This is a genomic window from Citrobacter sp. Marseille-Q3906 (genome assembly GCF_916618775.1).
GTDB lineage: Bacteria > Pseudomonadota > Gammaproteobacteria > Enterobacterales > Enterobacteriaceae > Citrobacter > Citrobacter murliniae.
This window is the reverse complement of sequence record NZ_CAKAKA010000002.1, coordinates 2,345,203-2,364,279: the sequence shown is the minus strand read 5'-3', so window position 1 is coordinate 2,364,279 and position 19,077 is coordinate 2,345,203. Positions and strand designations below refer to the sequence as shown.

Genomic DNA, 19,077 nt, shown 5'->3' with positions numbered 1-19,077 from the left:
GTCGCTATGTCCCGGTCAGCAAAACCCCAAAATGGCCGCCGCCGCTTTCTGCGCGATATGGTTCGCGCAGCTGGCGGACTGGCAGTTGTTGGCGTGGCGCTGGGGTTGCAACAACAAACCGCACGTGCAACCGGCGTGCGGTTACGCCCGCCTGGGGCATTGAGTGAGGACGCATTTGCCAGCGCTTGCGTACGCTGCGGGCAGTGCGTTCAGGCTTGCCCTTATGACACGCTGAAACTGGCGACTCTGGCCTCCGGGCTGGCGGCGGGGACGCCGTATTTTATTGCCCGCGATATTCCCTGCGAAATGTGTGAGGACATCCCGTGCGCCAAAGTTTGTCCAAGCGGAGCGTTGGATCGGGAAATTGAATCGATCGACGATTCACGCATGGGGTTGGCGGTGCTGCTGGATCACGAGAACTGCCTCAATTATCAGGGATTGCGCTGCGACGTCTGCTATCGCGAGTGCCCGAAAATTGACGAGGCCATCACCCTGGAGCTCGATCGCAATATGCGTACCGGTAAACATGCGCGGTTTATTCCTACCGTTCATAGCGATGCCTGTACCGGATGCGGTAAATGCGAAAAGGTCTGTGTGCTGGAGCAACCAGCCATAAAAGTGCTGCCTTTGTCGCTGGCAAAAGGGGAGTTGGGACACCATTACCGCTTCGGTTGGCTGGAGGGGCAAAATGGCAAATCGTAAACGTGATGCAGGCCGTGAAGCGCGGGCGAAAAAAGGCTGGTGGCAGAGTCATCGTTGGCTGGTGTTGCGTCGTTTAAGCCAGTTTCTGGTGTTGGCGATGTTTCTCAGCGGCCCGTGGCTCGGTGTGTGGATCCTGCATGGTAATTACAGCAGCAGCCTGTTGCTGGATACCATTCCGTTAACCGATCCACTCATTACGCTGCAAAGTCTGGCCAGTGGGCATTTGCCTGCGACGGTGGCGTTAACGGGCGCGGCCATCATTACGGTGCTGTATGCCCTTGCGGGCAAGCGATTGTTTTGTAGTTGGGTCTGTCCGATGAATCCTGTAACCGACTTTGCGAGCTGGTTACGCAGAAGGTTTGAGTTGAATCAGTCAGCGACAATTCCGCGCTATATACGCTACGTCCTGCTGGTTGTCATTTTGCTGGGCTCTGCTGTAACAGGCACGTTGCTGTGGGAATGGATAAACCCGGTTTCTCTGCTGGGACGTAGCCTGGTGATGGGGTTCGGTAGCGGCATACTGCTGATTATTGCACTGTTTTTATTTGATTTACTGGTCGTTGAACATGGCTGGTGCGGGCACCTTTGCCCACTTGGCGCACTGTATAGCGTGCTGGGAAGTAAAGGGGCGTTAACCGTTTCGGCGAAAGAACGCGAGAGATGTAACCGCTGTATGGATTGTTTTCATGTTTGCCCGGAACCGCATGTGCTACGTGCCCCGGTGCTGGATGAGCAAAGCCCGGTGCAGGTGACCAGTCGCGATTGCATGGCCTGCGGTCGCTGTGTGGATGTCTGTTCTGAGGATGTTTTTACAATAACAACACGATGGAGTTCGGGAGCGAAATCATGAAAAGCCATGACCTGATTAAAGCGCTGAGTCAAATGACGGCAGCGCTGGCCCTGGTAGTCAGTGGGGCAGTTTGGGCTGCAAACGGAGTGGATCTGAGCCAGTCACCGGAAGTTTCGGGGACGCAGGAAGGGGCGATTCGCATGCCGAAAGAGCAGGAGCGTATGCCGCTGAACTACGTTAACCAACCACCGATGGTTCCGCACAGCGTTGATGGTTACCAGGTTACAACTAACACCAACCGCTGCCTGCAGTGCCATGGCGTGGAAAGCTATCGGACAACCGGCGCGCCGCGCATCAGCCCGACGCACTTTATGGACAGCAATGGCAAAGTGCTGGCGGAAGTGGCGCCGCGTCGCTATTTCTGCCTGCAGTGTCATGTCCCGCAGGCTGATGCTGCTCCGATTGTCGAAAATACCTTCACCCCCTCGAAAGGTTACGGGAAATAAGAGGTCATTATGGAAAATTCTAACCGTAAACCAGGCTGGATTAAGCGCGTCTGGCAATGGTGGCGTCGCCCCAGCCGTCTGGCGCTCGGCACGCTGTTGTTAATCGGCTTTGTGGGCGGCATTATTTTCTGGGGCGGTTTTAACACCGGTATGGAAAAGGCCAACACTGAAGAATTCTGTATCAGCTGTCACGAAATGCGCAACACTGTCTATCAGGAATACATGGAAACCGTACACTACAACAACCGTAGTGGTGTACGTGCGACCTGCCCTGATTGCCACGTCCCGCATGAGTGGGGCCCGAAAATGATTCGTAAGATTAAAGCCAGCAAAGAGCTGTATGCGAAAGCGTTGGGGTTGATAGACACACCGCAAAAATTTGAAGACCACCGTCTGATAATGGCGCAAAATGAGTGGCGGCGTATGAAAGACAATAACTCGCAGGAGTGTCGTAACTGTCATAACTTCGAGTTTATGGATTTAACCGCCCAGAAAGGTGTTGCGGCTAAAATGCATGACCAGGCCGTGAAAGAAGGACAAACCTGTATCGACTGCCATAAAGGGATAGCGCACAAACTCCCCGATATGCGTGAAGTTAAACCGGGATTCTAACAGGATGTTGATGCGTGCAAATGCTTGAAGCCAGGGAACTGCTCTGTGAGCGGGATGACAGAATACTGTTTAGTGAGCTGTCATTTCGCGTAACCGCGGGTGAATGGGTGCAAATTACCGGGAGTAACGGCGCAGGGAAAACCACTTTGCTGCGCTTACTTACTGGTCTGGCTCGCCCTGATGCCGGAGAGGTTTGCTGGCAAGGGCAACCACTGCATCAAGTGCGGGACAGTTACCATCAGGAACTGCTTTGGATCGGACATCAGCCGGGAATTAAAACCCGGCTTTCGGCGTTGGAGAATCTGCGTTTCTTCCACCATGATGGCGATACTGCTCAGTGCCTGGCCGCTCTGGCACAGGCCGGGCTCGCCGGATATGAAGACATTCCAGTTAATCAACTCTCTGCCGGACAACAACGCCGTGTGGCATTGGCTCGTCTGTGGCTGACCCGCGCCCGGCTCTGGATCCTGGACGAACCGTTCACTGCGATTGATGTCAATGGCGTTGAACGCCTGACTCAGCGTATGGCACAACATACGGAGCAGGGCGGTATTGTTATTCTCACGACTCATCAGCCTCTGAATGTAGAGACCAATAAAGTGCGGCGTATTGCGCTGACCAGCGAGAGGGCTGCGCAATGATGTGGCGAATTTTCCGTTTAGAACTGCGGGTTGCGTTCCGTCATAGTGCGGAGATTGCCAATCCGTTATGGTTCTTCCTGATTGTGATTACGTTATTCCCGCTAAGCATTGGCCCGGAACCACAACTGCTGGCGCGAATTGCGCCGGGTATTATCTGGGTTGCAGCACTGCTGGCATCATTACTGGCGCTGGAGCGCCTGTTTCGCGATGACCTTCAGGACGGCAGCCTCGAACAGCTGATGTTACTGCCATTGCCGCTACCGGCGGTGGTGCTGGCGAAGGTAATGGCACACTGGGTCGTGACCGGCCTGCCGTTGCTTATCCTCTCGCCGCTGGTGGCGTTGCTGTTGGGAATGGATATGTACGGTTGGCAGATTATGGCACTGACGCTGTTGCTCGGTACGCCGACGCTGGGTTTTCTCGGGGCTCCAGGCGTTGGATTAACGGTTGGTCTGAAGCGTGGCGGTGTGTTGTTAAGCGTGTTGGTACTGCCGCTAACCATCCCGCTGCTGATTTTTGCGACCGCTGCGATGGATGCGGCCTCTATGCACTTACCCGTTGAAGGGTACATGGCGATTCTGGGCGCACTGTTGGTGGGGAGCGCGACGTTAAGTCCTTTTGCGACGGCGGCTGCGTTACGCATCAGTGTGCAGTAGCACGATTTTTATTTTAGCGTGCCTGATCAGGCGATTTTCCGCCATCAGGGACAACGGCAGTTTCATTTGTTTTGCTTGAGTCTGGTGACTGAACTATGTGGAAAATACTTCATCAACTGGCGATGCCCCCACGGCTCTATCAGATCTGTGGCTGGTTTATCCCGTGGCTGGCGATTGCCAGTGTAGTGATACTGGCAACGGGTTGGATCTGGGGATTTGGTTTTGCACCTTCGGATTATCAGCAGGGGCAGAGCTATCGCATTATCTATCTGCACGTCCCGGCGGCAATCTGGTCGATGGGGATTTATGCCTCGATGGCGGTTGCGGCGTTTATCGGCCTGGTCTGGCAGATGAAAATGGCCAATCTGGCTTTAGCCGCGATGGCCCCTGTTGGCGCAGTGTTTACCTTTATCGCACTGGTGACCGGGTCGGCATGGGGTAAACCAATGTGGGGAACCTGGTGGGTATGGGATGCCCGACTCACTTCTGAACTGGTGTTGCTGTTTCTCTACGTAGGCGCTATCGCACTGTGGCACGCATTTGATGACCGCCGCGTGGCGGGGCGTGCTGCCGGTATTCTGGTGCTGATTGGCGTTGTTAACTTACCGATTATTCACTACTCGGTGGAGTGGTGGAATACGTTGCATCAGGGATCGACCCGTATGCAGCAAAGTATTGATCCGGCGATGCGCACGCCGTTGCGTCTGGCAATCGTCGGCTATCTGTTGCTGTTTATCACGCTGACGCTGATGCGCATGCGTAATCTGATTTTGTTGATGGAAAAACGCCGCCCGTGGGTGAGCGAACTGATCTTAAAAAGAGGCCGCCAATGACCCCTGCATTTGCATCATGGAGTGATTTTTTCGCGATGGGCGGTTACGCCTTGTATGTCTGGTTGGCTGTGGCTATGAGCGTTGTCCCTATGATTGTACTGGTGCTGCACTCTGCGTTACAGCATCGGACGATATTACGCGGTGTAGCACAGCAACGGGCAAGAGAAGCCCGTATGCGCGCGGCACAAACGCAACGGGAGGCGGCGTGAATATTCGACGTAAAAATCGACTCTGGATTGCCTGTGCGGTGCTTGCGGGTCTGGCATTAACCATCACGCTGGTGCTCTACGCGCTGCGTTCTAATATCGACCTGTTCTATACGCCGGGCGAAATACTCTATGGTAAGCGTGAAACCCAGAAGATGCCTGAAGTCGGTCAACGCCTGCGTGTGGGGGGCATGGTTATGCCTGGCAGCGTTAAACGCGACCCGCAATCCCTGAAGGTGAATTTCAGCATCTATGACGCCGAGGGCGTAGTCGATGTGACGTATGAAGGTATCCTGCCGGATCTGTTCCGTGAAGGGCAGGGGGTCGTTGTGCAGGGTGAACTGGAAGAGGGGAATCATGTGCAGGCAAAAGAGGTCCTCGCCAAACATGATGAGAATTACACCCCACCGGAAGTCGAAAAAGCGATGCAGGAAAATCACCGTCGCCCGGAAAGTGTTTATAAGGATAAAACGTCATGATGCCTGAAATTGGCAATGGGCTTCTGTGTCTTGCACTTGGCGTTGCATTGCTGCTCTCGGTCTATCCTCTGTGGGGCGTAGCGCGCGGTGATGTACGGATGATGGCCTCTGCACGGCCATTTGCCTGGGTGTTGTTTATCTGCGTGATGGGTGCGTTTCTGGTGTTGGTAAACGCATTCGTGGTCAATGACTTTACCGTGACCTATGTGGCCAGTAACTCTAATACTCAGCTCCCGGTTTGGTATCGGGTAGCGGCAACGTGGGGCGCGCATGAAGGCTCACTGTTGCTGTGGGTGCTGCTGATGAGCGGCTGGACGTTTGCCGTGGCGCTGTTTAGTCAGCGGATGCCGCTAGATATCGTCGCTCGTGTACTGGCTGTGATGGGCATGGTCAGTGTTGGTTTCCTGTTGTTTATCTTGTTTACCTCTAACCCGTTTTCTCGCACCTTGCCTGATTTCCCAGTCGAAGGGCGCGACCTGAACCCGCTGTTGCAGGATCCGGGGCTTATTTTCCATCCCCCGTTGTTGTATATGGGCTATGTCGGTTTCTCAGTCGCTTTTGCATTCGCGATTGCCGCGTTGATGAGCGGGCGTCTGGACAGCACGTTTGCCCGTTTTTCGCGCCCCTGGACGCTGGCGGCGTGGGTGTTTTTGACGTTGGGGATTGTGCTCGGCTCCGCCTGGGCGTACTACGAGCTTGGCTGGGGCGGTTGGTGGTTCTGGGATCCGGTCGAGAATGCTTCGTTTATGCCGTGGCTGGTAGGCACAGCGCTGATGCACTCCCTGTCGGTTACCGAACAACGTGCCAGTTTCAAAGCCTGGACGCTGCTGCTCTCGATCTGCGCTTTCTCGCTATGTCTGTTGGGCACTTTCCTCGTGCGTTCAGGCGTACTGGTGTCGGTACATGCATTCGCCTCCGATCCGTCGCGCGGGATGTTCATTCTTGCCTTTATGGTCATGGTGATCGGTGGATCTCTGCTGCTCTTTGCCGTGCGTGGTCATAAAGTTCGCTCCAGGGTGAATAACGCCCTCTGGTCACGTGAATCGCTGCTATTGGGGAACAACGTTCTGTTGATTGCCGCCATGCTGGTGGTGCTGCTGGGCACATTGTTGCCGCTGGTGCATAAACAGCTGGGGCTAGGCAGTATTTCGATTGGTGAACCGTTCTTCAATACCATGTTCACGTGGCTGATGGCACCGTTCGCACTGCTGTTGGGGATTGGACCGTTGGTTCGCTGGGGTCGTGACAGACCGCGTAAACTAAAAACATTGCTGATTATCGCGTTTGTCACCACATTTGTACTGTCGCTGCTGCTGCCGTGGCTGCTTGAAGACCGCATTGCCGCGATGACGGTAGTAGGTCTGGCAATGGCATGCTGGATATTTGTGCTGGCGATGTCTGAAGCATTCTTGCGTATTTCACGCGGAACGAAGTTGACGCCAAGTTACTGGGGGATGGTGTCAGGCCACGTGGGGCTGGCGATTACTATCGTGGGGATTGCCTTTAGTCAGAACTACAGCGTTGAGCGTGATGTGCGTATGAAGGCTGGCGATAGCGTGAGCATACATAATTATCAGTTTACATTCCGTGAAGTTAAAGATATCACCGGGCCTAACTACCGTGGTGGCGTGGCGATTATTGGTGTAACACGTGACGGTAAACCGGAAGCGACGCTGCATGCGGAGAAACGTTTTTATAACAGCACCAGTTCCATGATGACCGAAGCGGCAATTGACGGTGGTTTTACGCGTGACCTGTATGCTGCGTTAGGCGAAGAGCTGGACAATGGCGCATGGGCCGTGCGTCTGTATTACAAACCGTTTATTCGCTGGATTTGGGCCGGAGGGTTGCTGATGGCGCTGGGCGGATTGTTCTGCCTGTTTGATCCACGCTATCGCCAGCGCGTGCGTCCACGCACAGCTGAGCAAAAAAACGCGCCGGAGGCTGTATGAAGCGCAACGCACTCTTAATCCCTTTTATTATTTTTCTCGTTATTGCGGCAGCGCTGCTGTGGCAACTGGCGCGTAACGCCCAGGGAGATGATCCCACCAATCTTGAATCGGCATTGATCGGTAAACCGGTACCGACGTTCCGCCTTGAGTCGCTGGAGAATCCGGGGCAGCATTATCAGGCCGATGTACTAACGCAGGGTAAACCGGTGTTGCTCAACGTATGGGCGACATGGTGTCCGACCTGCCGTGCTGAACACCAGTATCTGAATCAGCTGTCTGCAGAGGGCGTGCGGGTGGTCGGTCTGAACTATAAAGACGATCGTCAGAAAGCGATTGTCTGGCTGAAAGAACTGGGTAATCCATATGCGCTTAGCCTGTTTGATGGCGATGGCATGCTTGGATTGGATCTGGGCGTATATGGCGCGCCGGAAACTTTCCTGATCGACGGTAAGGGAATTATTCGCTACCGCCACGCTGGCGATTTGAATGCCAGAGTGTGGGCAAGCGAGATCAAACCGTTGTGGGATAAGTACAGTAAGGAGGCTGCGCAATGAGATTTTTACTGGGCGTATTGATGCTGGTGATCTCTGGTTCGGCGCTTGCCACCATCGACGTAATGCAGTTCAAAGACGAAGCGCAGGAGCAACAGTTCCGCCAGCTTACTGAGCAATTGCGCTGCCCTAAGTGTCAGAACAACAGTATTGCCGACTCTAACTCGATGATTGCTACCGACCTGCGTCAGAAAGTCTATGAGCTGATGCAGGAAGGGAAAAGCCAGAAAGAGATCGTCGATTATATGGTGGCGCGCTACGGCAACTTCGTCACTTACGATCCGCCGCTGACGCCGCTGACGGTTCTGTTATGGGTGATGCCCGTCGTGGCGATCGGCTTGGGGGGCTGGATTATTTTTGCCCGCTCACGCCGTCGTATACGATTGAAACAGGAAGAATTTCCAGACGATATCACTCCGGATGGAAAACGTGGTGGATGGTGGCTGTATGTGCCAGGCGTTGTAGTCGCATTGGTGGTTGGCGCGGTGAGCTATTATCAAACGGGTAATTACAAGCAGGTTAAAATCTGGCAACAGGCTACAGCACAAGCTCCGGCGTTGCTGGAACGGGCACTGGATCCGAAGGCTGAACCACTGAATGAAGAGGATATGACACGCCTTGCGCTGGGACTGCGTACGCGACTGCAGGCCGATCCTGGAAACGTTGAAGGCTGGATTATGCTCGGACGCATTGGAATGGTATTAGGTAATGCCAGCACGGCGACAGAAGCCTATGCCAACGCCTACCGACTGGATCCTAAAAATAGCGATGCGGCGCTGGGTTATGCGGAAGCGTTGACCCGTTCCTCCGATCCAAATGATAACCGTCGGGGAGGGGAGTTATTGAGTCAGTTGGTCAGGGGCGATCATGCTAACGTGCGTGTACTGAGTATGTATGCTTTTAACGCCTTTGAGCAGCAGCGCTTCGGTGAGGCGGTTGCGGCCTGGGAGATGATGCTGAAGTTATTACCCGCCAACGACACTCGCCGGGCGGTGATTGAACGCAGCATTAAACAGGCGATGGAGCAGTTGTCGCCGCAGGAGAAATAAGAGCGGAAGATGCCGGATAGCGACCCTAAGAGTCTTATCCGGCCTGCGCATAAGCCCGATAGCATAGCGCTACCGGGCATTCTGCGTATTACTGTATTCCACGCGTTTGCAGAAACAGGATGGTGGCGGCAACACGAGAGCGCACGTTGAGCTTGCGCAGCAGGTTGCGAATATGCACCTTCACCGTTTGTTCCGAAATATTCAGTACGGACGCAATCTGCTTGTTTGACAAGCCCTGAGCCAGTTCATGTAAAACATCCAGCTCGCGTTCGGTAAGTATACTGAACGGATCTTCTTCCGCACCAAACAGTTCACGCTCTCGCAGGTATTCGCTGACGCGTGCGCTGAAGGCTTTACCGCCTTTAGCACCACTGCGAATGGCTTCAAGCAGAACTTCTGGGTCGCTGTCTTTCAACAAATAGCCATCAGCGCCGGCATCAATCAATGCGTATACATCGCTTGCGGAATCTGACACGGTAAGAATGATGATTTGCGCAGTGATGCCATCCCGGCGCAGCGCATTCAGGGTATCAAGTCCGCTCATTCCCTTCATATTGAGATCCAGCAGGATCACATCAAGGTCAAGACGGTTTGCCAGATCGATTGCACTTGCACCATCACCCGCTTCGGCGACGACTTCAAATGCGCTATCCAACTGTAGCAACTGACTAATTCCTCGTCGCATCAGTGGGTGGTCATCGACAATAAGCACCTGAAAAGGCATTGCTTCAGGCATACTATTCTCCTGAGTATTTATTAGTATCATTATTGTTTTCAGCACGTAAATCGTCCAGATTCATCGAGCTGATGAGAGAATAAATTTTACCCTAATTTGTGCATGGGTAAGTAGCAAAACCGTCAAAGTTTAAAACGGGCAGGGGTGGGAGAGAGATGAGGTCTACTGCCAGGGCGCTGCTATAAAGACCAACTGCATGGCAAAATGAACATACCACTGGCCAGTGGCTATGTAAGCAGCTCCCTTGCTGGACATCCCTCATCGAGCTAGGAGGGTTCCGACGTACGAGTTAACAGCATATCAATCAACTTTTCATCGAACAGAACAGGGACATAGACAGTGTGAGTATATTCTAAAGCATCAGGAGGATGTGTGTATTCAAAAAGCTCAATATCATGGCCGTCGCGTCGGGTGATGCAGTGTTGGGCCATGTATTGCTTGTAGACGTAGAGTATTCTGTCTGATGTCGAACCCACTTTTTTAGTAAATGTAAAACGCAGATAATCCCCGGAGATAACCGGTAAAGCGGGTAGTTCTTTCTCCTTGCTAAACTCCGCAGTGACACCAATGTGGTAGTCGAAACTAATTTTATCACATTTCAAATTTACGGGTTTGCACAATGTATAAACCTTGTCGGGAATAGTGAGGAGCAAACTGGAGAATGTTTTTTCAAGTTCTGCTCTCTGCATGGTATGGGCTTTACCGATGTGATAAAAATCACATTCATACTTTCCAGAGACGCCATAGAGTTCAAGGTGCGGAATGTAAATATAACTCACGTCCAAATCCATGAGTGCGCCGTTTACTTTATGACCCCAGGCCGGAATTTTTCCAAATATAACTTCACTGTTGCTTCTGAATTCAACGGGCGTTGTACCAAAGCACTCTTTGAAGTATCGAGTGAAAGCTTGTTGGCTTGAGTAAAAGCAAAGCTCTGATATTTTTTTCACGGAGAGACCGGAGAATTTTAGGGCGAGTGAACACCGGTACATCTTGATCCCCATAATATAGTTTTTGATAGAACACCCCATCCTGGATCTAAATATCCTGTGGAGTTGAGCACTGCTGTAGCCTGAGCGAGATATAATGGAGGGGATGCTGATATTCTCATCCTGGCCTTCATCGATAAGCCTGAGCAGTTGCGTTATAAATTCATCGCTCAAAGGTCCTCACTTACATCTGGTTATAGCGAATCAAGTATAAGATCCTGTTTTAGAATATTACATTCAGATAATCAATAGCATAATCACAGAGTGATATTATTTGGTGGTAATAATCCAAAAAAAGAGTAATAAAGATAACTCGTTACAATTAATTAACGCAGATGGCGTTGCTGAGCGTAAAATTACTGGAAAACGCTGTGCAAATAATAACGTCTGGTATTATACTCGCCGTGAGTTTACTGGCACCATGATAACGCTGATGAATGATTATTGATTGCTTTATACAAATAAATAATTTAATTAAATTTTATTTGTTATGTTTTTGTTGTTTTTGTTTATTTATTCTCATGATTGTTTATTTGAATTGCGCTCTAAAGTTCGTTGAGCTGATAATCTTACGGTAACGCGCTGGTGCTATAAAAATGTCATGAGTAGATACTCTCTATATATGCCGATGTTTCTCAAGACACCTGCCGTTGCGCTTATATATTCAATATTAAGTCATTTTATTTTAGGAACGGAATAAATGAAATTAACAAAAATTGCAGCGGTGGTTATTCTGGCTGGCACTCTGTCTTCATTCGCACAGGCGGCCACGCCAGCACCAACTGATTCGGGCCATGGTTCTGTCACCTTTACGGGGTCAATTATTTCTGCAGCGTGTTCTATTGCGAATGATAAGCAGGATGTTTATCTGGGGGAAATCTCCAATGCGGCGTTGGAGGCGGATGATAACTCGGGAAGATCAACACCGGTGAATTTCACCATTAATCTGCAAAATTGCGATACCGGTCCCGGTAATAGTACTGTATCTACAACGTTTACTGGCGCAACTGATGCAAACGATCCCGATGGCGCACGCCTGGGTATCACAGGTACGGCTTCCGGTGCGGGTATTGTATTAACTGATGGTGCGGGCAAACCTATTGCCTTAGGTACTGCGACAGATCCTCAGGGCATTCAGGATGGTAACAATAGCCTGTTGTTCTCTGCGTACCTGCAGGGTGATGGTGCCTCTGCCACCATAGTCCCTGGGGAATTCACTGCGATTGCAGACTTTACCCTGGCTTATAATTAATCATTCCCTGGTATAGTGCCTGTTACTGTACGCCCGCCTGTGCGGGCGTATGGTGGTCAATTTGCTGAAGTGAGTTCATGATTGGAATAATACGTTATACCTGTATTTTTATTTTTCTCTTAGCATATTGCTCTATCGTTACTGCGGGCAGCGTCCGGTATAACAGAATGCATTTTCATGGGGTTATTAAAGCACGGGCATGTAATATTTTCATGGCAGGAGGGGAACAGCAGATTGATATGGGGGAGTTAATTGAAAAACAGCTGGAATATAATAAAAAAACTCTTTCAGAGCGATTCTCTATTCATCTTGAACATTGCGTATTTGATGTTAACTCAAAAAATGATACGCCATGGCAGTATTTCCGCGTTACGGTAGATAGCGTTGATGCAGACAATTTTGCTGAACCGGATGCCAACGCGGGAAACATTATCTTGCAATTATTAAATAAAGGTATGCGAGCAAGTAATAAGGGTGAAAAGGTTGGTAATTACACAAAAGTAAGCAATACAGATATGCGTCTTGACTATGCCTTATCGTTTAAAGAGAGAAATGTCTTTGGCCCTGCGGATAACCTGCCATTGATACCTTCTTCATTTATCGTTGAATATAAGGTGAGTTACTTTTAGTTTTTTATAAATCATTCGCAAGAATAACTGACAACGATGGAACTGGAATGTATAGCTCTATAATGTTGCCGTTAACCAGGCGCATAATTTTTGGCATGTGCTTGTCTTTTGTTTTTTTACAGTGCGGTGTATACGCGGCTGATTATGTTGATTTCAATACTGATATTCTGGACGTTAATGATAAAAAAAACATCGACTTCAGTCGTTTTGAAAGCAGCGGGTATATTATGCCGGGAGATTACAGCTTTAAGTTAAAAATCAATCAGAATGAAATAGATGAACAGCCTATATCTGTTTATAACAAAGATGATGATAAAAAAGAGACAGAAGCTTGTTTCAGTAGTGAGCTGGTGAAGCAATTCGGGCTAAAAGAAGAGTTCTTACAAAAAATTAGCATGTGGCACCAGGGTCAATGTGCTGATATTACTTCGCTGGAAGGCGTAATTGTCAGCCCTGATATGGGGGCTGCGGTGTTGAATATCAGTATTCCCCAGGTCTATCTGGAGTATGTTTCCAACGACTGGGTGCCAATCAGTATGTGGGATGAAGGAATTCCTGGGTTGCTAACAGATTACAACCTCAACTTTCAGAGCAATACACAGGAGAGTGAAGGTAGCACCGATCGTACGTTGTCGGGTAACGGAACGAGTGGATTAAATATTGGGGCATGGCGAGCACGCGCAGACTGGCAGACGAATTACGCTAGCGGTTCAAGCGGAAATAGCGGAAGAAAAAAATGGGCATGGGATCGCAGCTATGTCTATCGTGCTATGCCTAAATTAGGCGCTAAGCTGACATTAGGTGAGGACTATATGAATTCTGATCTGTTTGACAGTTTTCGCTTTGTTGGCGCCAGTATGATATCTGATGACAATATGCTGCCACCCAATTTACGTGGCTATGCGCCAGAAGTCTCTGGTGTGGCAAAAACGAACGCCAAGGTGACTATTTCACAACAGGGGCGAATTATTTATGAAACGCAGGTCGCTGCCGGCCCTTTTTCAATACAAGATTTAAACAGCGCTGTATCAGGAACGCTGGATGTGCGCGTTCAGGAACAGGATGGATCGGTGCAGCAATATAAAGTCAGTACCGCATCAATACCCTATTTGACACGCCCTGGAAGTATCCGTTTCAAGGTTTTTTCAGGTCGACCGACCAATGAAAGTCACCAGGCAACAGGTGAAACTTTCAGTTCTGGTGAAATGTCATGGGGGATTAATAACGGATGGTCGCTTTATGGAGGATCCACAGTTAGTGATAGCTATCGTTCACTGGCTGTTGGCGTCGGGCGAGATCTTATGATGTTGGGGGCGCTCTCATTTGATGTTACACGTGCAGATGCCAGGCTAAATAACTATCAAAGCGAAGATAAAATAGGGCGTTCCTATCGCCTGAGTTATTCGAAACGATTTGACGACACAGGGAGCGAGATCACCTTTGCGGGATATCGTTTTGCAGAAAAAGATTTCATGAGTTTTAGCGATTTTCTTAATTATGTATCAACAACGGATGCATTTCAGGAAGATAAAGAAATGTATACGGTGACGTTTAGCCAGCAGTTTGTTGATTCAGGAACGAGTCTGTATGTGAACTACTCACACCAGACCTACTGGAATAGCCCAGAAGAAGATCGCTATAATCTCTCGTTGTCGCGTTTTTTTGATATGGATAAGTGGAAGAATATTAATATTTCATTGACGGCATATCGGAATAAATTTGAAGGCAATAATGACGATGGCGCTTATATATCGGCGTCAATACCGTGGGGCGACACCGCAACCGTAAGTTATAACTCAACGTTTAGTGATTCGAGTAACTCGCATCGTATTGGCTATTATGACCGTCTGGAAAATGGCGATAATTACCAGATTGCTACCGGGAGTGGTAACGAAGGGATGAATGTGAGTGGCTATTATGATCATTCTGGAGATTTATCAGATGTCACTGCAAACCTGGATTATGAGCAAAATCAGTATCGTTCAGCTGGCTTAACGTTGCGGGGAGGCATTACTGCCACAGCCAAAGGCGCTGCGTTGCACAGAGTGAATTCACTTGGTGCTACCCGTGTACTGGTCGATACCGTCGATGCTGCAAATGTCCCCGTCCATGGTTATGGCGATACGGTATTAACGAACCATTTTGGGAAAGCGGTTATTACAGATGTTACACAATATATCAAAAATAATTTAAGTATCGATATCGACAATATGCCGGATGATGCGGAAGCGACGTATTCTGTTGCATCGGCAACATTGACTGAAGGGGCAATTGGGTATCGCAAATTTAACGTGATATCGGGTATGAAAGCATTGGCTGTTATACGCCTTGTCGATGGTAGTTTTCCACCCTTTGGTGCCAGCGTACACAATGACGGGAATCAGGAAGTTGGTATTGTTGGCGGAGATGGTCAGGTTTATCTGAGTGGTTTAAACCCAGGAGCCAGCCTGCAGGTAGTATGGAGTGAGGACGACAGTTGTAAAGTAGTGATTCCGGAAAAACTGGGGCAATTGGATCTTACCGATACATTGCTTCTACCGTGTATCCATTAGAGATAAATAAATTTCGTTAATTTAAATTGGGTTGAGAAGATGAAGAGATCAAGATGTAGAATGTATTTTGCCGTTACGTTAACGGGTATCGCCTGTTCAATGCTGTCATCATATGTAAATGCGGCTATTTCACTGGATCGAACCCGGGCGATTATTAATGGTGATGATAAATCCATCAGCCTGAGTATTAGCAATGAAAATAAAAACCAACCTTACCTGGCTCAGGCATGGATTGAAGATCGGCAAGGGAAAAAGATTTCTTCTCCTTTAATTGTGTTACCTCCTGTTCAGCGTGTGGAACCTGGTGCGAAAAGTCAGGTAAAAATTCAAGCCTCTCCTGCATTGGCACAATTACCCCAGGATCGGGAATCGCTGTTCTATTTTAATCTGCGTGAAATACCGCCGCGCAGTAAAACACCGAATACATTGCAAATTGCGTTGCAAACCAGAATCAAGCTTTTTTACCGACCAAAAGCGATCGCCATGGATAAAACCCAGGCAGCGGATGGTGATTGGGTAGAGAGCACAACTCTGCAGCGTCAGGGGGACAAATTTATTTTGAATAACCCCAGTCCTTATTTTTTAACAGTGGTTATTGCTCAACCTGGTGTAAAAGGGAAAACGGTTAAATTTAAACCAACAATGATTGATCCACATGGACAGGCAACGCTGGAAGCATCGGCCAGTGAGTTGGGAAACCATCCGGTATTGACCTATATTAATGATTACGGTGGACGTCCGCAAATTCAGTATACCTGCAGTGGCAATACATGCCCGGCAAAATTATTGAAATAAATGCCACAGAAGGGAGTTATGGAGAAAATTCGACTCGTTGTAATTTTTATTGTCTTTTTAATAATGAACTCGGCGTATGCGGATCGATATACCACAATGATAACGGTTTCGGTTAAAGTTGTAGAACCGGCATGTGTGGTGAATGAAAACAAACCGATCAACGTGGATTTTAGCGATCATGTTGCTGTGACAGATGTCGCGGCAGGTTTGGCCGTAAAAGACATTGAGTACACGCTGCAGTGTTATGATGCAAATCCGTCGTCGGTGCCTGTTAATATGTATATTAATGGTTACGCGCAAGGATTTGATAAGGGTAGCGTGCAGACATCACTAAATTATCTCGCAATAAAGATAAAAGCGGATGGTGTGGATTTTCCATTAAATACAGATTTGACTATTAATTCCGGTGGTCCTTATCCTAAGTTGACGGCTACCTTAATTAAGGCGCCGAATCATGACCTGCAGACGGGTGAATTCACCGCTGAGGCAACAATGGTAGTCTATTATCCATAATACGATTCACCATGTTGGTAAGTAAAAGCAGGTACCAGTTTCTGATATTTAACTGAGGATCAGAATCCTTTATTTGTGTCACCAATAAATGTAGGCGATAAGTGAAAATAAATATTTGGCTGTTCGGTATAGCGCTTTGTGCAAGGGGCGGTGTGGTGAATGCTGATAATAATGTACACTTTACTGGTGCATTAATATCAGAACCTTGTGAAATTAATGGCAACCAGCAGATTAATGTTGATTTCGGTGATAATGTTATTACAACAGATGTCTCTGCTGGTCTGGTAACGAAAGATATTACTTACACCTTGGACTGCAGTAATGCTGGCTCCACGAGCAATTTAAGCATGGAAATATCAGGGACAATTGTTGATTTCGATCAGTATGGCGGAAGCCTCGAAACATCAATTCCAGAGCTGGCGATTAAGCTAAAACATGATGGTGCAGATTTTCCGCTTAACAAGAGTCTGCCTTTTACTGCAGGTAGCCAGCCTGTTCTGTCAGCATTGTTGATTCAGGAACCTGGTTCACACCTGCCTACAGGCCAATTCAGCGCATCAGCAACAATGACGGTAGACTACCCATGAAATTTTCTCTGTTACTCTTATTATTCTTTGTTCTCCAGCCCTGGGGAATGGCTCAGGCCGCTGGCCCTAATATGTTTTTCAGCGGGACCCTGGTGATGCCCCCTTGTACCATCAGTAAGGGCGCAAAGGTAGAAGTTGATTTTGGTGAGGATCTGGGGGTCAATAAAATTGACGGCGTGAATTATACCAAGACTGTTGATTATACGGTGGACTGTGACGAGGATTATGTGGCTAACCAGTTGGCGATCGTTATCGAGACGACGAGTCCAACCATTTTTGATCCGTCGGCAGTTGCAACTGACAAAAACGGGCTTGGCATCAAGGTGATGATCGGCACGCAACCAGTTACTTTTGCCCAACCAATTGCTGTCGACGATCCCACATCCCCGCCGGTTATCAGTGTCGCTCCGGTTAAAGATCCCGCTATTACGCTGGAGGAGGGCGCCTTCGAAGCTTTCATGACTCTACGCACGGATTACATATAGGTAAGCCATGAAGCTCAATATTCTTCTGTTCAGTGTGCTTTTACTGTTGAAATACAATCCGCTCTATGCTGATGGCAATGTCCATCTTTCAGGGGCGCTGGTTTCGGAACCATGTACGCTGCCTGACGGTAGTGACAATATTCCGCTTAATTTCGGGACCGTGGTGGATAAAGATCTCTACGCGCACGAGCGTACTGATAGCAGTGCGTTTACGATTCATTTGGCAGATTGCGATCCGTCTGTATTGTCGACGGTCAGCGTTACGTTTCAGGGAACAGAAGAAACAGAGTTACCGGGTTTGCTGGCGATAGATCCCGCCAGTACGGCAAAGGGTATTGCGATTGGTATTGAAGGCGATAATGGGACATTACTGCCTTTGAGTACGGCGAGTCCCTACGCTAACTTGATACCGGGAAATAACGATTTAAATTTTCAGGCGTTTGTCCAGGCCACGCCGACAGCGATGGCTAATAAAGCCCTTGTTGTCGGTGAGTTTTCGGCGACAGCCACCTTTGTTCTGGGTTACCAATAAATATTATCGTCGAGGTTTAAATGCGCTATTTATTATCCAGCCTGTTGTTAATTATCTCTTCAGCGACGGCAAGCCAATACCCGGTGATAAGTTCTATCACTACTGATACACAGGACGCTGAGCATATAGTTTACCATATTACTCAGCATTTAATTAATTACCCGGACCCTGCGATTGATGCGATACCGCCTGCGGGCTATATGTATGCAACTTTGGCAATGAAGCATCCAAAATATATCTATGATGGTAACCCTCAGACATTAGTGATGCCGGGTTATGTAAGAACATCGAGTAGCAAAAGTTACAGCGAATCAGCGCTGGAAGCATACAATAGTCAACAAGGTATCACTACGTTTATTTCACCGTCGGTATCCGAACCGTTAAAACCGGGCCAGGATTGTATAGGCTATTTCTTTACTCCGTCTTTAGACCCGAATATGGGCTCGTCTGCGATTAAAGCGCCTGCAGGGTGTGTGGGCATACCGCCTGCACAAGAGTGGTGTAAGATAGTAACGCCAGAACTGGTATTCGATCACGGGGTAGCTACGTTGGAAGATGCTGAAGATAACAACATAGCTGATAAAACGGCAAATCTTCGAGTGAGTTGTACTGCCGATATGCAGGTGACTTTTAACCTGATGAATACGGATACTGGTGGCTATGAATCTGAGTCGATTAATTTAACTCCATCTGGCAGAGCATTTATTTCTGTTGATAATAAGGCGCTTAATAGCACTCGTAATATTCCTATTTCTCTAAAGGCTGGAAATAATGACCTGCCAGTAATTAGCCGAATATCTGATATTAACGCCACTGGCGTTTATTATGGAAGCAGTGTGTTGATAATGGAACCATATTAACTCTATTTGTTTCTGAAGTGTTAATAATTATCTTTTTATATCATGGCCTGATGATTATATAGATTCTGTTTGCGGGTGCGGATATCCTGTAGCATATAGGGCTATCGCATCTTTATTATTTATTAATATTGTTTTTTATTACTGTGAGCCAGTATGAACTCTCGCACGAT

At 48.7% G+C, this 19,077-nt stretch carries 23 protein-coding genes; 21 read left to right on the top strand and 2 right to left on the bottom strand.

Annotation, left to right across the window (positions count from 1 at the left end; all coding sequences use genetic code 11):
- Positions 1-6: 6 nt before the first annotated feature.
- From napG to LG384_RS15525, 12 genes are all read left to right on the top strand, one after another.
- The gene (napG, locus tag LG384_RS15580) at positions 7-702 is read left to right on the top strand and encodes a ferredoxin-type protein NapG (protein ID WP_045445382.1); all 696 of its coding nucleotides are present in this window, start codon (positions 7-9) and stop codon (positions 700-702) included.
- Positions 689-1,552, top strand: coding sequence for a quinol dehydrogenase ferredoxin subunit NapH (napH, locus tag LG384_RS15575; protein WP_225761197.1), 864 nt, complete (start codon positions 689-691; stop codon positions 1,550-1,552). The genes napG and napH overlap by 14 nt, the downstream gene beginning before the upstream one ends.
- Positions 1,549-1,998, top strand: coding sequence for a nitrate reductase cytochrome c-type subunit (gene napB, locus LG384_RS15570; protein WP_045445376.1), 450 nt, complete (start codon positions 1,549-1,551; stop codon positions 1,996-1,998). Before napH ends, napB begins: the two co-directional genes overlap by 4 nt.
- Positions 1,999-2,007: 9 nt before the next feature.
- Entirely contained in the window at positions 2,008-2,610 is a 603-nt protein-coding gene (gene napC / locus LG384_RS15565) for a cytochrome c-type protein NapC (protein WP_045445373.1), read from the top strand.
- 14 nt (positions 2,611-2,624) lie between these two features.
- Entirely contained in the window at positions 2,625-3,251 is a 627-nt protein-coding gene (gene ccmA / locus LG384_RS15560; RefSeq protein WP_223307006.1) for a cytochrome c biogenesis heme-transporting ATPase CcmA, read from the top strand.
- Entirely contained in the window at positions 3,248-3,907 is a 660-nt protein-coding gene (gene ccmB, locus LG384_RS15555) for a heme exporter protein CcmB (protein ID WP_045445367.1), read from the top strand. Before ccmA ends, ccmB begins: the two co-directional genes overlap by 4 nt.
- Positions 3,908-4,002: 95 nt before the next feature.
- Complete coding sequence (locus LG384_RS15550) at positions 4,003-4,740, top strand: heme ABC transporter permease (RefSeq protein WP_045445364.1); 738 nt, start codon at positions 4,003-4,005, stop codon at positions 4,738-4,740.
- The gene (ccmD, locus tag LG384_RS15545) at positions 4,737-4,949 is read left to right on the top strand and encodes a heme exporter protein CcmD (protein WP_045445361.1); all 213 of its coding nucleotides are present in this window, start codon (positions 4,737-4,739) and stop codon (positions 4,947-4,949) included. The genes LG384_RS15550 and ccmD overlap by 4 nt, the downstream gene beginning before the upstream one ends.
- Positions 4,946-5,425, top strand: a complete 480-nt coding sequence (ccmE, locus tag LG384_RS15540) for a cytochrome c maturation protein CcmE (RefSeq protein WP_045445358.1) — start codon at positions 4,946-4,948, stop codon at positions 5,423-5,425. Before ccmD ends, ccmE begins: the two co-directional genes overlap by 4 nt.
- Positions 5,422-7,377, top strand: a complete 1,956-nt coding sequence (locus LG384_RS15535; protein WP_048221011.1) for a heme lyase CcmF/NrfE family subunit — start codon at positions 5,422-5,424, stop codon at positions 7,375-7,377. The genes ccmE and LG384_RS15535 overlap by 4 nt, the downstream gene beginning before the upstream one ends.
- On the top strand, positions 7,374-7,931 hold the full coding sequence (gene dsbE, locus LG384_RS15530; protein WP_045445352.1) for a thiol:disulfide interchange protein DsbE: 558 nt from the start codon (positions 7,374-7,376) through the stop codon (positions 7,929-7,931). The genes LG384_RS15535 and dsbE overlap by 4 nt, the downstream gene beginning before the upstream one ends.
- Positions 7,928-8,977, top strand: a complete 1,050-nt coding sequence (locus tag LG384_RS15525; RefSeq protein ID WP_045445349.1) for a cytochrome c-type biogenesis protein CcmH — start codon at positions 7,928-7,930, stop codon at positions 8,975-8,977. Before dsbE ends, LG384_RS15525 begins: the two co-directional genes overlap by 4 nt.
- Before the next feature lie 88 nt (positions 8,978-9,065).
- On the opposite strand, the gene narP is transcribed toward LG384_RS15525, so the two are convergent.
- Positions 9,066-9,713 (bottom strand): nitrate/nitrite response regulator protein NarP, encoded by a 648-nt coding sequence (gene narP, locus LG384_RS15520; protein ID WP_045445346.1) that lies wholly within the window; start codon positions 9,711-9,713, stop codon positions 9,066-9,068.
- Positions 9,714-9,979: 266 nt separating this feature from the next.
- Complete coding sequence (locus LG384_RS15515) at positions 9,980-10,876, bottom strand: helix-turn-helix domain-containing protein (RefSeq protein ID WP_071828996.1); 897 nt, start codon at positions 10,874-10,876, stop codon at positions 9,980-9,982.
- Positions 10,877-11,402: 526 nt separating this feature from the next.
- On the opposite strand from LG384_RS15515, the gene LG384_RS15510 reads away from it, so the two are divergent.
- The 9 genes from LG384_RS15510 to LG384_RS15470 all read left to right on the top strand — a co-directional run bounded on the left by LG384_RS15510 (position 11,403) and on the right by LG384_RS15470 (position 18,907).
- The gene (locus tag LG384_RS15510; protein ID WP_225761196.1) at positions 11,403-11,954 is read left to right on the top strand and encodes a fimbrial protein; all 552 of its coding nucleotides are present in this window, start codon (positions 11,403-11,405) and stop codon (positions 11,952-11,954) included.
- 77 nt (positions 11,955-12,031) lie between these two features.
- The gene (locus LG384_RS15505) at positions 12,032-12,583 is read left to right on the top strand and encodes a fimbrial protein (RefSeq protein ID WP_225761195.1); all 552 of its coding nucleotides are present in this window, start codon (positions 12,032-12,034) and stop codon (positions 12,581-12,583) included.
- 47 nt (positions 12,584-12,630) lie between these two features.
- A complete protein-coding gene (locus LG384_RS15500) occupies positions 12,631-15,135 on the top strand; it encodes an outer membrane usher protein (RefSeq protein ID WP_225761194.1) in 2,505 nt (834 codons plus the stop codon).
- 60 nt (positions 15,136-15,195) lie between these two features.
- Positions 15,196-15,930 (top strand): fimbria/pilus periplasmic chaperone, encoded by a 735-nt coding sequence (locus tag LG384_RS15495; protein ID WP_200010149.1) that lies wholly within the window; start codon positions 15,196-15,198, stop codon positions 15,928-15,930.
- A gap of 18 nt (positions 15,931-15,948) precedes the next feature.
- Entirely contained in the window at positions 15,949-16,443 is a 495-nt protein-coding gene (locus tag LG384_RS15490; RefSeq protein WP_225761193.1) for a fimbrial protein, read from the top strand.
- Positions 16,444-16,544: 101 nt separating this feature from the next.
- Positions 16,545-17,030 (top strand): fimbrial protein, encoded by a 486-nt coding sequence (locus LG384_RS15485; protein WP_144243077.1) that lies wholly within the window; start codon positions 16,545-16,547, stop codon positions 17,028-17,030.
- Positions 17,027-17,515 carry a fimbrial protein gene (locus tag LG384_RS15480; protein WP_225761192.1) on the top strand — a complete coding sequence of 163 codons (489 nt, stop codon included), beginning with the start codon at positions 17,027-17,029 and terminating at the stop codon, positions 17,513-17,515. The genes LG384_RS15485 and LG384_RS15480 overlap by 4 nt, the downstream gene beginning before the upstream one ends.
- Positions 17,516-17,522: 7 nt before the next feature.
- Positions 17,523-18,047 (top strand): fimbrial protein, encoded by a 525-nt coding sequence (locus tag LG384_RS15475; protein ID WP_048221017.1) that lies wholly within the window; start codon positions 17,523-17,525, stop codon positions 18,045-18,047.
- A gap of 20 nt (positions 18,048-18,067) precedes the next feature.
- Positions 18,068-18,907, top strand: coding sequence for a hypothetical protein (locus LG384_RS15470; protein ID WP_225761191.1), 840 nt, complete (start codon positions 18,068-18,070; stop codon positions 18,905-18,907).
- Positions 18,908-19,077: the final 170 nt, after the last annotated feature.

Excerpts from the sequence above, each read along its gene's own strand:
- napG (WP_045445382.1), top strand. The coding sequence starts at position 7 with ATGTCCCGGTCAGCAAAACCCCAAAATGGCCGCCGCCGCTTTCTGCGC.
- napH (WP_225761197.1), top strand. The coding sequence starts at position 689 with ATGGCAAATCGTAAACGTGATGCAGGCCGTGAAGCGCGGGCGAAAAAA.
- napB (WP_045445376.1), top strand. The coding sequence starts at position 1,549 with ATGAAAAGCCATGACCTGATTAAAGCGCTGAGTCAAATGACGGCAGCG.
- napC (WP_045445373.1), top strand. The coding sequence starts at position 2,008 with ATGGAAAATTCTAACCGTAAACCAGGCTGGATTAAGCGCGTCTGGCAA.
- ccmB (WP_045445367.1), top strand. The coding sequence starts at position 3,248 with ATGATGTGGCGAATTTTCCGTTTAGAACTGCGGGTTGCGTTCCGTCAT.
- LG384_RS15550 (WP_045445364.1), top strand. The coding sequence starts at position 4,003 with ATGTGGAAAATACTTCATCAACTGGCGATGCCCCCACGGCTCTATCAG.
- ccmD (WP_045445361.1), top strand. The coding sequence starts at position 4,737 with ATGACCCCTGCATTTGCATCATGGAGTGATTTTTTCGCGATGGGCGGT.
- LG384_RS15535 (WP_048221011.1), top strand. The coding sequence starts at position 5,422 with ATGATGCCTGAAATTGGCAATGGGCTTCTGTGTCTTGCACTTGGCGTT.
- dsbE (WP_045445352.1), top strand. The coding sequence starts at position 7,374 with ATGAAGCGCAACGCACTCTTAATCCCTTTTATTATTTTTCTCGTTATT.
- LG384_RS15525 (WP_045445349.1), top strand. The coding sequence starts at position 7,928 with ATGAGATTTTTACTGGGCGTATTGATGCTGGTGATCTCTGGTTCGGCG.
- narP (WP_045445346.1), bottom strand. The coding sequence starts at position 9,713 with ATGCCTGAAGCAATGCCTTTTCAGGTGCTTATTGTCGATGACCACCCA.
- LG384_RS15510 (WP_225761196.1), top strand. The coding sequence starts at position 11,403 with ATGAAATTAACAAAAATTGCAGCGGTGGTTATTCTGGCTGGCACTCTG.
- LG384_RS15505 (WP_225761195.1), top strand. The coding sequence starts at position 12,032 with ATGATTGGAATAATACGTTATACCTGTATTTTTATTTTTCTCTTAGCA.
- LG384_RS15500 (WP_225761194.1), top strand. The coding sequence starts at position 12,631 with ATGTATAGCTCTATAATGTTGCCGTTAACCAGGCGCATAATTTTTGGC.
- LG384_RS15495 (WP_200010149.1), top strand. The coding sequence starts at position 15,196 with ATGTATTTTGCCGTTACGTTAACGGGTATCGCCTGTTCAATGCTGTCA.
- LG384_RS15490 (WP_225761193.1), top strand. The coding sequence starts at position 15,949 with ATGGAGAAAATTCGACTCGTTGTAATTTTTATTGTCTTTTTAATAATG.
- LG384_RS15480 (WP_225761192.1), top strand. The coding sequence starts at position 17,027 with ATGAAATTTTCTCTGTTACTCTTATTATTCTTTGTTCTCCAGCCCTGG.
- LG384_RS15475 (WP_048221017.1), top strand. The coding sequence starts at position 17,523 with ATGAAGCTCAATATTCTTCTGTTCAGTGTGCTTTTACTGTTGAAATAC.
- LG384_RS15470 (WP_225761191.1), top strand. The coding sequence starts at position 18,068 with ATGCGCTATTTATTATCCAGCCTGTTGTTAATTATCTCTTCAGCGACG.